The 13,568-nt window shown below is 46.6% G+C and carries 12 protein-coding genes; 5 read left to right on the top strand and 7 right to left on the bottom strand.

All coding sequences use genetic code 11. The annotated features are described in order from the left end of the window. Positions 1 to 35: 35 nt before the first annotated feature. Entirely contained in the window at positions 36 to 2,240 is a 2,205-nt protein-coding gene (gene malQ / locus DRW07_RS05005) for a 4-alpha-glucanotransferase (protein ID WP_124026754.1), read from the bottom strand. Between the two features lie 227 nt (positions 2,241 to 2,467). Between malQ and gap the strand changes: the two genes are divergently transcribed. Further along, positions 2,468 to 3,463, top strand: a complete 996-nt coding sequence (gap, locus tag DRW07_RS05000; protein ID WP_124026753.1) for a type I glyceraldehyde-3-phosphate dehydrogenase — start codon at positions 2,468 to 2,470, stop codon at positions 3,461 to 3,463. A gap of 98 nt (positions 3,464 to 3,561) precedes the next feature. Continuing rightward, positions 3,562 to 4,404 (top strand): D-hexose-6-phosphate mutarotase, encoded by an 843-nt coding sequence (locus DRW07_RS04995; RefSeq protein ID WP_124026752.1) that lies wholly within the window; start codon positions 3,562 to 3,564, stop codon positions 4,402 to 4,404. Between the two features lie 11 nt (positions 4,405 to 4,415). On the opposite strand, the gene DRW07_RS04990 is transcribed toward DRW07_RS04995, so the two are convergent. From DRW07_RS04990 to zwf, 5 genes are read right to left on the bottom strand one after another with little or no spacing between them, the layout of a single operon-like run. Then, a complete protein-coding gene (locus DRW07_RS04990) occupies positions 4,416 to 5,060 on the bottom strand; it encodes a bifunctional 4-hydroxy-2-oxoglutarate aldolase/2-dehydro-3-deoxy-phosphogluconate aldolase (protein WP_124026751.1) in 645 nt (214 codons plus the stop codon). After that, positions 5,060 to 6,019 carry a glucokinase gene (gene glk, locus DRW07_RS04985; RefSeq protein WP_124026750.1) on the bottom strand — a complete coding sequence of 320 codons (960 nt, stop codon included), beginning with the start codon at positions 6,017 to 6,019 and terminating at the stop codon, positions 5,060 to 5,062. Before glk ends, DRW07_RS04990 begins: the two co-directional genes overlap by 1 nt. Then, the gene (edd, locus tag DRW07_RS04980) at positions 6,019 to 7,845 is read right to left on the bottom strand and encodes a phosphogluconate dehydratase (RefSeq protein WP_124026749.1); all 1,827 of its coding nucleotides are present in this window, start codon (positions 7,843 to 7,845) and stop codon (positions 6,019 to 6,021) included. Before edd ends, glk begins: the two co-directional genes overlap by 1 nt. A 9-nt stretch (positions 7,846 to 7,854) precedes the next feature. Next, positions 7,855 to 8,547, bottom strand: a complete 693-nt coding sequence (pgl, locus tag DRW07_RS04975) for a 6-phosphogluconolactonase (protein ID WP_124026748.1) — start codon at positions 8,545 to 8,547, stop codon at positions 7,855 to 7,857. 1 nt (position 8,548) lies between these two features. Then, positions 8,549 to 10,048: a glucose-6-phosphate dehydrogenase gene (gene zwf, locus DRW07_RS04970; protein WP_124026747.1), complete on the bottom strand. Its 1,500-nt coding sequence runs from the start codon at positions 10,046 to 10,048 to the stop codon at positions 8,549 to 8,551. A 259-nt stretch (positions 10,049 to 10,307) separates the two neighbouring features. Here zwf and DRW07_RS04965 point away from each other — a divergent pair, with 259 nt between their 5' ends. Then, positions 10,308 to 11,165, top strand: coding sequence for a MurR/RpiR family transcriptional regulator (locus tag DRW07_RS04965; RefSeq protein WP_124026746.1), 858 nt, complete (start codon positions 10,308 to 10,310; stop codon positions 11,163 to 11,165). Between the two features lie 132 nt (positions 11,166 to 11,297). Beyond that, positions 11,298 to 12,734, top strand: coding sequence for a pyruvate kinase (gene pyk, locus DRW07_RS04960; protein ID WP_124026745.1), 1,437 nt, complete (start codon positions 11,298 to 11,300; stop codon positions 12,732 to 12,734). A gap of 12 nt (positions 12,735 to 12,746) precedes the next feature. Here the strand turns inward: pyk and DRW07_RS04955 are convergent, their stop codons facing one another. Beyond that, positions 12,747 to 13,295, bottom strand: a complete 549-nt coding sequence (locus DRW07_RS04955) for an NAD(P)H nitroreductase (protein WP_124026744.1) — start codon at positions 13,293 to 13,295, stop codon at positions 12,747 to 12,749. Positions 13,296 to 13,365: 70 nt separating this feature from the next. On the opposite strand from DRW07_RS04955, the gene DRW07_RS18260 reads away from it, so the two are divergent. Further along, positions 13,366 to 13,530, top strand: a complete 165-nt coding sequence (locus DRW07_RS18260; protein WP_165870404.1) for a hypothetical protein — start codon at positions 13,366 to 13,368, stop codon at positions 13,528 to 13,530. Positions 13,531 to 13,568: the final 38 nt, after the last annotated feature.

The following is a 13,568-nucleotide window of genomic DNA, read 5'->3' as shown; positions in this document are numbered from 1 at the left end:
CTGCCTTGTGGCAGCCCCTTTTATTTCAGTTTCGATTACTCGGCTTTTCTTCTTGCATCGGTCAGCTTCGCAGCCAGTGCATTAATTTGCGGATCATCAAAAATATCCTCCAAGTTGCGACTTAACTTTCTTTTCCAGTTAGGATATTCCCTAAATGTACCTGGTATATTGACCGGTTTGTCCATTTGTAGCCAGTCTTCCAGTTGCAAGCTGAGAAGTGCACTAGACCCTGTAGCCATATGTATCTGCATGCCATAATTCAGCGCGGTGGTCATTCCCGTCACATTTACATCAGAGCCTACATCACTCCCTACAGAGCCGTGGCCGTGCAACGTATCAAGAATAGCCTGTTTGTTTTTATGCCTGTCCTTGTACAACACACTCAGAATCTCTTCAGTCGGATACAAGCCAAGCTCTTTGCCCAGTTCAAGATCTAGACAATGCCAAAATCCAATGAGGGTGGGCATATCATGTGTGGTTAACGTTGCCATTGACTGCTCAGGATAATGAGACGGTGAAAAGAAGCCACCATCCTCAGCCTGTTCAAAGAAGAAAACGCGATATGAATATATGCCGTTGTCTGCCAGTTTCGAACGAATAGCCTCTGGCACTGTACCTAGGTCCTCACCAATTACCAGACTTTGGTTACGCTGACTCTCAAGCGCAAGAATACCCAAAAGATCATCGACGGGATAATTGATATAACCGCCCTCTTTCGCGTCATCCCCTTTCACCACCCACCATAAACGTAGGAGTGCCATAACGTGATCAATACGCAAGGCTCCCGAAGACGCCATATTGGCAGAAAAAAGATCGATGATAGGCTGATACTGTTGGTCGTAAAGCTTTTCAGGGTCCATCGGCGGAAGACCCCAATTTTGTCCCAACGGCCCCAAAATATCAGGGGGCGCCCCGACACTGGCTTGGGTGCAATACAGGTCTTTGTTGCCCCAAATTTCTGCGGATCCCTCACTCACACCCACTGCCAAATCGCGGTATAGCCCGATGGTCATCCCTACCCGCTCAGCTTCAGCCTGTGCATCTTCCAGTTGAAGTGCAGCTTGCCATTGTAAAAACAGATAAAACTTCACGTTTTTAGCGTGGGCCTTTTTAAACTTAGCCACTGCAGGCTTTTGAAATTCATTGAGGTCGTCGGGGAATACCGGCCACCCCCAACTTTCTTTACCTGATTGCTTGAGGTCGGCCTGCAACGCATCATAAACCGCCAACATTTCGAGGCTCTCACCACCCTCAGCGACAAATGCTTTGAAAGCCTTATTCTGGCGTGTATTTTTAGTTAAGTACTTGGCATTGTATTGTTCAAATAGGGCCGTAAGCGCTTCGAGCTTGATTGCAGTGACACTGGCATAATCGACCCACTCGGCAGCCCGAGAATGCGCTAACCGCGTTTGGAAGTCATCAGATTGCACAATCGCCTGCACCGCAGGAGAGTCATACCCTTCAATCGCTGTAACATCGATATACAGGTAATTTAACCATCGTCTGGATGACGGTCCATAAGGGCTACAGGCCTCAGGGTCAGCGGGATATAGTGCATGAATGGGATTGAGCCCAATGAAGTCAGCTCCTCGTTGTGCTGAATCAGCAACCAGTTTTTTTAAATCACCGAAGTCGCCAATACCCCAGTTGTTCTGACTGCGCAAACAATACAACTGAACACTGAGTCCCCAGGCTTTTTTACCCTGTTTGATTATTTCCGGCTTATAACAGGTCTCTGGAGCAACAATAAAGCGCATTGGTTGCGCGTTATAACTATCACTTGCTATCGAAACCGAGTGGTAACCCATTGCGATTTTTGAACATATATCGTCTGGTAATAAAATTTCATAAAGTTGGTATTCGTGCTCGTCAAGGGTGGTTGAGGCAAGTAACTTGCCCTCTACAGGCGTAAAAGCAAATTGATGCTGACTGCCATCCTCACAACTGATTTCAGCAACCACTTGGTCGTTTACATGCTGAATGGGTAAACTAATTGTAAATGAAAACGCCTGATTGCTCCGCACCACGGTGACGGGGGCAAGTACTCTTTGCCAGTGTTTTCTGTGATGGGCATCAAGTGCCGCTGCAATCGATTCCTCATTACTTGTGTCCAAGCCCAGCGCACCCAACAGTTTTTCCTGACTTAGCGTTGAAATTGTTGCAGGCTCTCCCCATGCATCTACATATTCTGTTTCTATGCCTCGCATGGCAACTAGCGATTGCAGACCGGTACCTTTCATCTACCTTTTCCTATTGACCGCAGCACACGTTCCAGACTTCAATGACCTGCGCTGCCTTTTGTATACAAACTGTTAACATTATCTGCCAAACTCCACACGAGCGAAATTGAATACGTTTGCAAAGCCGCCTTGATGTAAATAACTGACACAATGCCGCTAAATTTTTGCCAAAACGTGTTTTTTGATCCATACTTTACGTAATTTTATTTCATAAAGATGGAAAAAGCATGACAATTCGTATCGGTATCAATGGTTTTGGACGTATTGGTCGTTTGGTGCTTCGTGCAGCAGAGTTACGTGACGATGTAGAAGTCGTTGCGATAAACGACCTCATTGACACAGACTACATCGCGTATATGTTGAAATATGACTCAACTCATGGGCCATTTTCAGGAAGCGTTGAGGTAGACGGGAATGACCTAATCGTCAATGGAAGAAAGGTACGTGTCACGTCTGAGAGAGACCCTGCAGCTCTGGCTTGGGATCAAGTCGAGGTTGATATTGTAGTTGAGTCAACGGGCTTATTCTTAACGAAAGATAAAGCAGAAGCCCACCTCAAAGCGGGTGCGAAGAAAGTGGTGATGTCTGCACCATCAAAAGATGATACCCCAATGTTCGTGATGGGCGTGAATCACGAGAGCTACGCAGGCGAAAGTATAGTATCAAACGCTTCTTGCACAACAAACTGTCTAGCGCCACTAGCAAAAGTCATAAATGATAGTTTTGGTATTGTTGATGGTTTAATGACGACAGTGCATGCCACTACTGCCACACAGAAAACCGTTGACGCGCCTTCTGCAAAAGACTGGCGTGGTGGTCGCGGCGCGGGTCAAAATATCATCCCATCCTCTACCGGCGCGGCAAAAGCAGTTGGCAAGGTTATTCCAGCCCTAAATGGCAAGTTGACTGGCATGGCATTTCGCGTACCCACACCCAATGTGTCAGTAGTAGATCTTACCGTTAATCTGGCTAAGCCAACCTCTTACGATGATATTTGTGCCACTATCAAAGAAGCCTCAGAAACCAGTCTTGCAGGTGTGCTCGGCTATACAGAGGACGCCGTAGTGTCTAATGATTTCATTGGCAACCCCCTAACCAGTATATTTGATGCAACGGCAGGCATAGCATTAACGGATACCTTTGTGAAACTGGTTGCCTGGTATGACAATGAATGGGGTTATTCCTGTAAGGTGCTTGATTTAGCAGCACATATCTCAAAATAACGTCACATTTATGCAACGACTAAAAAGGTGCGAAAAAGGGTCGCACCTTTTTTGTTTTTCGTGCATCATCAAATTACTTTTCCCAGCACTAAAACTCAATGACAGTGTCGACTTTTGTACAAGAAAGCCGTAGAGGCGAACTCGCAACTCTCATAATAGATAACGCACTTGGCAGAGCGGAGATTGCTTTGTTTGGTGCACACGTTCTTTCATTCACACCACATCACGATAATAGGCAACGCCTGTGGCTCAGTCCCCATGCTGATTTGTCAGGCAAAAAACCCATTCGTGGTGGCGTCCCTCTCTGCTGGCCATGGTTCAGTAATGACCATGGCAGGGAGCAGGGAGAACTCCCCTCTCACGGTTTTCTACGCAGCCAAATATGGTCGCTGACAGACACTGAGCAAAAAGATGAAACAACGACCGTTACACTGACCCCCGACCACACACGAAGTGACGGATTTGACTATTCTGCAGACGTTACGCTAACAGTGACAGTTGGCAGAGAGCTCGAGGTGGCGTTAACCACTACGAACACGGGAAAAGAAGCATTTACTTTCAATGCGGCCCTGCATACCTACTTTAACGTAGACAATATTGCTGAAACCAGGCTAGAAGGGCTGACAGGCAAGTACAAAGACAAAGTCTCAAACTGGGCAGAGGTCGAAACCCCCTCGCCTTACACCTTCAGTAGAGAAACAGACCGAATTCATTTAGATAAGGCTGAGCAGACCACGCTTTGCATGAACGCGCACCAAACCCTGATTAGGCACTATGGTCATGACAGTATCGTAGTTTGGAACCCTTGGGGAAGTGCCGCGTCAATTAGTGATATGGACGCATTTGGTTATAAACACATGCTGTGTGTGGAGACGGCCATAACACAAGGTGCAGTATTACAGCCTTTGGACAGCAGAACGCTGAAGCAAATCGTAGCCTAAATACACTGTATTTAGGCTTTTGTTCCTGCAATAGCCTCTTTGGCAAGCTGGGTAATTCTTGCCCAGTCGCCAGCTGCCATTGCATCGTCAGGCGCTAACCAGGACCCTCCAACACAACGCACATTTTTCAGCGCAAGATATTCAAGGTAGTTGCTGGTGCTAATACCTCCAGTAGGGCAAAACACGACATCAGGAAAAGGCCCGCTAATTGACTTAATGGCTTTAACACCACCAGAGGCTTCTGCAGGGAAAAACTTTAAATAACGATAACCATGGTCCAGTCCTTTCATTAGATCAGACGTCGAAGAGACGCCAGGAATAAGCGGTATACTGCCTTGCTGACCCGCTGTCAGTAAATCCGCTGTCATTCCCGGGCTGATAGCAAACTTTGCACCCGCATCAGTGACCGCTTTAAGTTGCTGCGCATTAGTGACCGTACCCGCTCCAATCAAGGCATCTGGGACTTCTTTTGCTATTTTTGAAATAACATCCAGAGCAACCGGTGTCCTAAGCGTCACCTCTAACACCTTAATGCCACCTTCCATGAGCGCATGTGCTAGCGGTACCGCATGCTCTATCTCGTTAACCACAAGTACAGGAACCACTGGGCCAGCATCAAATACTTCTGCTGGGGAAAGTTTCCAATTATCACTCATTATCCGTTTCTCGCTATATTTTGTTGAAGATAGGCATTGGCGCCCAGCAAACCATGATCAGGTTCTGTTATTATGTATGTTGGTATATCTTTCACGTACTTAGCCATGACACCTTTGGCTTCAAATCTGGCTCGAAAGTCGCTTTGTTGTAAAAATGAGACAAATCGGCTGGCTATACCGCCACCTATGTAGACGCCGCCGTGTGTCGCAGCATTGAGCGCTAAGTTGCCTGCAAAACTGCCCATAATGCGGCAAAACTGGTTTAATGTACTCACCGACAAGGCACAGGAGCCATCCAGTGCTGCTGCTGTAATTTGAGCCGGGTCCGAAAAAGAGGCAGTGTGACACGCCTGCTCACACAGTGCCTGATAGATATTGACCAATCCTCGACCCGACATCACTTCTTCTGCAGACGCCCTGCCAAATTTTTTGTTCAGAAAACGCCAAATCACCATGTCTGTTTCATCTACCGGTGAGAAATCAACGTGTCCGCCTTCTCCATCGAGGGTTTCCCAGACACCTTGACGCCATGTCATGTGTTCTACACCGAGCCCTGTGCCCGGACCAAACACAACCACATTGGCACTATCCTGTTTATGTCCCTGCCCAACTTGCACGAGCTGTTCATTGGTCAAAACGGGCAACGAATGGGCAACCGCTGAAAAGTCATTAATGACAAAAAGGTTATCCAACTTAAGGGTGTCTTTGAGTGCCTTTTTAGAAAACGACCACGAATGATTTGTCATGGAGACCTGATCGTCATTCGTTGGACAGGCGATGGCAATACAACCCGCTACATAAGTGCGGTCGTCAAACGCATCGAAGTACTGCTGGATCGCATCGCTGATATTGTCGAAACTGGCACACAACATTTTTTGTATATCAACCAGTTTACCGTCGTGAATCGTTGCCAAACGAATATTCGTCCCGCCCACGTCTGCGACAAAATGCGCATTCATCAGTCTTGCTCCTGCACTTCAAATAGTGCGCAGGCACCCTCTTCTGCACCGGTTAGGGATGCGCGCATTCCGCCAAACAACTCTCTGCCCATGCCAATTTGATGGTTGGCTATCTCTGCTTTTACGGCTTCTCGACTCGCTAGCTCGTCGTCACTGACATGCAATACAAGCTCACCAGTTTCCGTATTGAGTTCAATGATGTCGCCATTTTGCACTTTGTTTAGCAATCCGCCTTTGTAAGCCTCTGGGGTTACATGTATTGCTGCGGGCACCTTGCCTGATGCCCCTGACATACGACCGTCTGTGACTAATGCCACCTTGTAACCACGATCCTGAATTACACCAAGTGGTGGAGTTAACCTGTGAAGCTCAGGCATCCCGATTGCCGATGGTCCCTGAAAACGCACAACCACAACACAGTCTTTGTCCAGCGCACCAGACTTAAACGCATCGTCCAGCTCAAATTGGTCTTCAAACACGACTGCAGGCGCTTTTATATGACACTCAGGTGAACGCAGCGCAGACGTTTTAATAACCGCTCTGCCCAAGTTACCTTTCAATACACTCAAGCCACCATTAGGCTTGAAGGGTTTGTTGTAAGTAGCAAGTACTTCTAAATCAGCAGACTCACTCGCGCCATCACGCCATTCAAGCTGACCGTCTATGAGTTTAGGTTCGAGTCGATACTGTTCCAGGCTGTCACCGCAGATAGTTTTCACATCATTGTGTAAGCAACCGTTGTCCAATAGTTGCTTGAACAGTAGACTCATGCCACCCGCCGCAACAAAGTGGTTAATGTCTGCGTGCCCGTTTGGATAAATGCGCGTAAGCAAAGGGACTGCGTCTGACAAATCAGAGAAGTCATCCCAATTAACGATATAGCCAGCAGCCCGAGCCACAGCAATAAGGTGCATAGTATGATTCGTAGACCCCCCAGTGGCTAATAAACCAACCAGACCATTCACAACCGCTTTTGCATCAACGACATGGCCGATTGGGGTGTAATTGTCACCTAAATCGGTTAAACGGGTGGCCTGCACTGCCGCAGCTTTAGTCAGCGCATCTCTCAGTGGCGTGCCTGGATTAACAAACGATGAACCCGGAAGGTGTAACCCCATCATTTCTACCACTAACTGATTACTGTTCGCAGTACCATAGAACGTACAGGTGCCTGCTGAGTGATAAGATTGTGACTCGGCTTCGAGTAATTCTTCGCGCCCCACCTTGCCTTCGGCAAACGCCTGCCTAACTCGGGCTTTCTCTTTATTGGGCAAACCTGAAGGCATAGGGCCGGCAGGCACAAATACAGTCGGCAAGTGACCAAATGCCAGTGAGCCTAGCAATAGCCCAGGTACTATCTTGTCGCAGATCCCAAGTGCCATAGACGCATCGAACATATTGTGAGAGAGCGCTACCGCCGTGCTCATAGCAATAACATCACGGCTCATCAGACTAAGGTCCATGCCGGCATTGCCCTGAGTGACACCGTCACACATGGCCGGTACGCCACCGGCGAACTGCGCAACACTGCCCACTTCCTTCACTGCATCTTTAATCAATTGTGGGTACGTTTCATACGGCTGATGTGCCGACAGCATATCGTTGTATGACGAAATAATCGCAACGTTAGCTTTGGTCATACTGCGCAGATCAGACTTTTCTTCTTTTCCACATGCTGCAAACCCATGAGCCAAATTACCACAGGACAGCGCACCACGGTGAGGACCTTGTCTGCGCGCCTTGTCAATTTTGTCTAAATACGCCGCACGAGTTGCTTTGCTGCGTTCGATAATACGATCTGTAACATCTTGAATCTGTGACTTCATAATCTTACCTTAAGGGGTCCAGTATAAAACAACATCGGTTTTCGCGATCACTTGCGCGATGGGCCTGATAGCACCAGACTGATCGGCCATAGCGTCTTTAAGCACTTGTTTTTTCTTGTCACCCGTTAAATGCAAGTACACATTTTGAGCACTTGCAATAGCATTTAATGTCAATGACATGCGTTGGTGTGGCGCCGTTGTCGGCGTGACAGCAAGGCATACCGCTTGATTTTCAGTACTGAGCCCCTGTTCTACTTCCTGTGAGCACGGAAACAACGACGCAGTGTGGCTGTCTTCTCCCATTCCCAATATTAATACGGTATAGGGTGTGGGAATTACTGACAGGTTTTCAGCCACTGCTGGCTGTGCCGAATAAGCATCATCGTGCGCGGTTTTCATTTCAACAAAACGCGCACTGGCAGCATGATTTTGTAACAGGTTTTCTTTTACCAGACGGGTATTACTCGCCGAGTCGGTTTCATCAACCCATCGCTCATCAACCAGCGTGACAAATACTTTACTCCACGCAATGGGTTGTTCACTGAGCACTTTGAATAAACCAAGCGGCGTCCGGCCACCACTCACTAAGAGGCTGGCATGACCGTTTTGCTCAATAGCGTCACTAAGTTGCTGAACAATTTGATCCGCAAACGACTGATTTAACGCTTCGGCGGAATCAAAGTTTCTTTCAATCAATGCCATATTACTTTTTCTTCCTCTTAGTAATTTTACTTTCGTACCAGCTTCGATTTTCTCTGGCCAACAGTCCAATAGACGCTACCGGCCCCCAAGTACCAGCCTGATAAGGCTCAGGAGGTTCATTGCTGGTGCGCCAGGCTTGTAAGATGGAATCCACCCAATCCCATGCCTGCTCCACTTCGTCTCGTCTCACAAACAAAGCTTGGTTACCCAACATCACTTCAAGCAGCAATTTTTCGTAAGCATCGGCAATTCGGTCTTCCGAAAAGGCTTCAGAAAAGCTCAAGTTCAGCTTAGATTTCTGTAAATCCATAGAGCTCTTGCTAGTTAAGCCTGGTACCTTGTTCATGACTGTTATCTCAACCCCCTCATCAGGCTGCAGTCGGATAACCAGTTTATTTGGTGGTAAGGTGGAAAAGCTCTCACCAAATAGGTTGTGAGGCTGACGCTTGAAATAAATAACGACTTCACTGACTTTGCTCGGTAGCCGTTTACCGGTTCTCAAATAAAATGGCACACCAGCCCAGCGCCAGTTATCGATCAATACTTTTAACGCTACAAAGGTTTCAGTGCGACTGCTTTGGTTTGCATCGGGTTCATCAAGATAACCCGGTACTTCTTCGCCTTTAACAAAACCACCGGTGTACTGACCGCGAACCGTCATTTCGTTAACGTTACTGCTGTCAATAGTACGCAGTGCTTTTAATACTTTGAGTTTTTCATCACGAATACTGTCTGCATCTAGAGTTGTAGGCGGCTCCATAGCCACTAAGGTCAATATCTGTAAGAGGTGATTTTGCACCATGTCGCGCATTTGACCCGCATCATCAAAATAGCCCCAGCGCCCTTCAATACCCACTGATTCAGCAACAGATATCTGAACGTGGTCGATACAGTTGTGATCCCAGTTAGTAGCAAAAATGGAGTTGGCAAAGCGAAGCGCAATGAGGTTCAGTACCGTTTCTTTACCCAAGTAATGGTCAATACGGTATATCTGCTTTTCATCGAAAAATTCTGCGACCTGATCATTGATGACTTTTGACGACGCGAGGTCGTGCCCAATTGGCTTTTCCAATACAACGCGCAAACTTTCATCAATGATGTCGCATTCGTGTAAACCTCTGCAGATATCACCGTAAATAGAAGGCGGCGTTGCTAAATAACACACCATGGTTCGACTGGGATCCACATGACCTTCCAGCTTTTTGTAATCCTTAGGGTTCTTCATATCGATGCAAACATAGTCGAGTCGCGCTTTTAACGCTTCCCAGGTGTCTTCGCACAAGGGTTCGCCAGAAAATTTTTCAATATTGCTTTTAACGATTTCTACGAACTCTTCAACTGCGTACTCCTGCCTGGCAACACCAATAACCTTGGTACCGGCATGTAGTAAGTTAGCTTTTTCCAGTTGGTAAAGTGACGGTAATAATTTACGTCGGGATAAATCACCCTTTGCGCCGAACAACACAAAGTCGCAAGGTTCGAAAGCCGAGTCCATAACCATAATATGCGTTTCTCACTTAGTAGTTTTCATGTGTCTAAACAGCAAGACACAATTTGATTCCGATAAAATAACATTTTATGTAGTAAAATTACAACTTCTTAGCAAACGCTGATATATCTCAGTCAATCAGCGTGTTAAGAACAAAAAACTGCATTAAATATGTTATTAATTTACACAATATGTTGCGCCCGCTTTCACGATGGTTATTATTAGATGTCATAAACACTTAATAAAACTTGGCGTTCAGCATTACAGCATCATGAATGTATTAGAAAAAATCACGCAACATAAATCCGTATTCAGTAAATCCGAACGCAAAGTCGCAGACGTTATTCTTGCCGATCCGCAAACCGCGATACACTCAAGTATAGCAACACTAGCCCGAATGGCTGATGTTAGCGAACCGACGGTGAATCGTTTTTGCCGACGCCTTGATACCAAAGGGTTTCCCGATTTCAAACTACACCTCGCCCAGAGTCTGGCGAATGGTACTCCCTATGTGAACCGACACGTTGATGAGCATGATGGTCCCAAGGAATACACCAACAAGATTTTTGAATCGACTATGGCCTCGCTCGAAGTAGCACGTCAATCCGTCGACGTGAGCATCATTAACCGCGTGGTAGACTTGCTTACCCAAGCGAAAAAGATTTCTTTTTTTGGGTTAGGTGCATCGGCCTCAGTGGCGCATGATGCGCTAAATAAGTTTTTTCGTTTTAATGTACCTGTGGTGTATTTCGAAGATGTCGTCATGCAACGCATGAGTTGTATGAACTGCACAGAACATGATGTTGTCGTACTCATCTCGCATACTGGGCGTACTAAAAGCTTGGTAGAGATTGCCCAGATCGCACGCATGAATGATGCAACTGTTGTGGGAATTACCTCTGAAAACAGCCCTCTTGCGCAAGAGTGTAATTATGTATTATCGCTTGAAGTGCCTGAAGATACAGATATGTACATGCCAATGGCCTCACGGGTCGCGCAACTCACTCTTATTGATGTACTGGCGACAGGGTTTACTTTGCGCCGAGGCAATAAGTTCAGAGAAAATTTAAAACGCGTAAAAGATACACTTCGTGGCTCTCGCTATGAGAAAAAACGCGATTCACTCTGAATACTGATAAATGCTAACTGGTAGGACCGGTAAAGAAAAAAACGCTTTGCATTCACATTTTTGTCAGATTGCTCTATTATTTTGTAAAAAAATTACACAATTTCGGAATTTTCCAATCTAAAGTGGACAATCATGACACGAAGAACAAAAATACTGGCGACACTAGGGCCTGCGACAGACTCTCTGGAAAAAATTGAAGCAGTACTAAAAGCGGGCGCCAATGTCGTTCGCATGAATTTTTCCCACGGCTCGGCAGACGACCATATACAACGTGCAAACAGAGTGCGGCAGGCAGCCAAAAATCTGGACAAATACGTTGCGATATTAGGCGATTTACAAGGCCCAAAAATCCGCATTGCACGCTTCAAAGACGGCGCAATCAACCTCGCAATTGGCGACAATTTTACATTAGATGCTGAAATGGCGAAGGAAGACGGTGACCAACAATCGGTTGGCATCGATTACAAAGCCTTGCCGGACGATGTATCGCCCAACGACATTCTTTTACTCGACGATGGACGTGTGCAACTAAAAGTTACCCGTGTAGAAGGACGAAAAGTACACACAGAAGTAACGGTAGGCGGTAAGCTAAGCAACAACAAGGGCATAAATCGCCTGGGTGGCGGTTTGTCGGCCGAAGCTCTGACAGAAAAAGATAAAGAAGATATAAAAACCGCTGCCAAAATTGGCGTGGACTATTTGGCTGTATCCTTCCCTCGTAATGGTGCCGATCTCGATTACGCGCGAAAATTGGCCAGAGAAGCAGGATGTGATGCACTCATTTGCGCCAAAGTAGAGCGTGCAGAAGCCGTCGCAACCAAAGAAGCCATTGATGATATTATTTCTGCCAGCGATGCCGTTATGGTCGCCCGGGGTGATCTAGGCGTTGAAATTGGTGATGCTGAGTTAGTCGGTGTACAAAAACAACTCATCGCGCGTTCTCGCCAACTCAATAAGATTGCTATCACTGCTACTCAAATGATGGAATCGATGATAGACAGCCCAATGCCTACCCGTGCAGAAGTCATGGATGTTGCAAATGCCGTTTTGGACGGAACCGATGCAGTAATGCTGTCAGCAGAAACGGCTGCGGGTAACTTCCCCGTCGAAACCGTTGCCGCCATGGCCAGAGTCTGTGAAGGCGCAGAGACCCACCCCAGTGTTAAAATGTCTAAACACAGAATGGATGAGAGCTTCACAAGTGAAAGTGAAACTATCGCCTTATCAGCCGTTTATGCTGCTAATCATTTGGCCAGCATTAAAGCTATTGTGGGTTTGACTGAGAGCGGATCCACACCAAAGCTCATGTCACGGATCACAACATCGCTTCCTATTATTGCCATGTCCAGACACGTTTCCACACTGAACAAGATGGCGTTGTGCCGGGGTGTAAAACCTGTCTTTTTTGACTCAAGGCAAAGTGCCCCAGGCCAATTAAAACAAGACGTAATTGCCGTGCTCAAAGAAAGAGAGCTGGTCAAGCCGGGGGACAAAATCATATTCACCTACGGTGACCAAATGGAAACCGTAGGAGCGACCAATTGTCTTAAGATTGTCGATGTTGACTAATTTACTTATCCGCTAAAAGCGCGAGAAGTAATTTTGTATATTTCGAGCGGGCTTTATGCCCGCTTTTGTTTGTGGTGTCCCGAGATAAAGAAACCCAACTAATTCGTCGTCGGCTGCTAGTCCAAAGCCCTGCTTCACAATATCACACTGTGCATAACTGCCTGTTCTCCACATTCCATTAAAGCCCTGAGCCTGTGCCGCCATTTGCATTGCCATAGTCGCACACGCGGCAGAGGCAAGCTGCTCTACTCTTGGCACTTTTTCGTGAAAGGTATATTTCATCGCAGTCACAATTACCATCGGCGCCCTGTGTGGCAGTTTTGCCGCACGCTCAACGTCTTTTTGTTCGCGATTGTTAGCCTTAGCAGAATCAACAAATAGCTGACCCAGTCGGTCAAGTCCCTCGCCTTCACAAATGAAAAACTGCCACGGCGCCAGACATGCGTGATCTGGCGCGCGTACTGCAGAAATCATGATATTCTCCAATGCATCGCCAGTAGGTGCAGGCTCAATAAGTCTTGGGTGTGATTGTCTATGTGTTAAAAGTGTTATAGCGTCCACAGCATGTCTCTTCATTTGAGTCTTCTATCTATTCTGTGTGCATATTACGATATTATGATGAGTTTGATCAGTGAATAAACAAAAGTCACCGTTACAACGTATATTTGAAAACGGAAAAGAAAAGGTTGCCGTAAGCAAGAATACGCGTGAGCTATTGCCGATTTTTGCTGAAAACGACCATAAAAAGATTGCCCTGTTAATCGCCAAATGGCTCGAGCAGGATAATCAGACATAATTCATTACAATTTGTTATCCACCAAGGACGCAAATTGC

It is taken from the genome of Paralteromonas sediminis, assembly GCF_003820355.1.
Taxonomy (GTDB): domain Bacteria; phylum Pseudomonadota; class Gammaproteobacteria; order Enterobacterales; family Alteromonadaceae; genus Alteromonas_F; species Alteromonas_F sediminis.
Note: the sequence above shows the minus strand (reverse complement) of the source record. Positions and strands in the feature narration are given on the sequence as shown.

Coding starts and splice junctions, on each gene's coding strand:
- malQ (WP_124026754.1), bottom strand. CDS start 2,240: ATGAAAGGTACCGGTCTGCAATCGCTAGTTGCCATGCGAGGCATAGAA.
- gap (WP_124026753.1), top strand. CDS start 2,468: ATGACAATTCGTATCGGTATCAATGGTTTTGGACGTATTGGTCGTTTG.
- DRW07_RS04995 (WP_124026752.1), top strand. CDS start 3,562: ATGACAGTGTCGACTTTTGTACAAGAAAGCCGTAGAGGCGAACTCGCA.
- DRW07_RS04990 (WP_124026751.1), bottom strand. CDS start 5,060: ATGAGTGATAATTGGAAACTTTCCCCAGCAGAAGTATTTGATGCTGGC.
- glk (WP_124026750.1), bottom strand. CDS start 6,019: ATGAATGCGCATTTTGTCGCAGACGTGGGCGGGACGAATATTCGTTTG.
- edd (WP_124026749.1), bottom strand. CDS start 7,845: ATGAAGTCACAGATTCAAGATGTTACAGATCGTATTATCGAACGCAGC.
- pgl (WP_124026748.1), bottom strand. CDS start 8,547: ATGGCATTGATTGAAAGAAACTTTGATTCCGCCGAAGCGTTAAATCAG.
- zwf (WP_124026747.1), bottom strand. CDS start 10,048: ATGGTTATGGACTCGGCTTTCGAACCTTGCGACTTTGTGTTGTTCGGC.
- DRW07_RS04965 (WP_124026746.1), top strand. CDS start 10,308: ATGAATGTATTAGAAAAAATCACGCAACATAAATCCGTATTCAGTAAA.
- pyk (WP_124026745.1), top strand. CDS start 11,298: ATGACACGAAGAACAAAAATACTGGCGACACTAGGGCCTGCGACAGAC.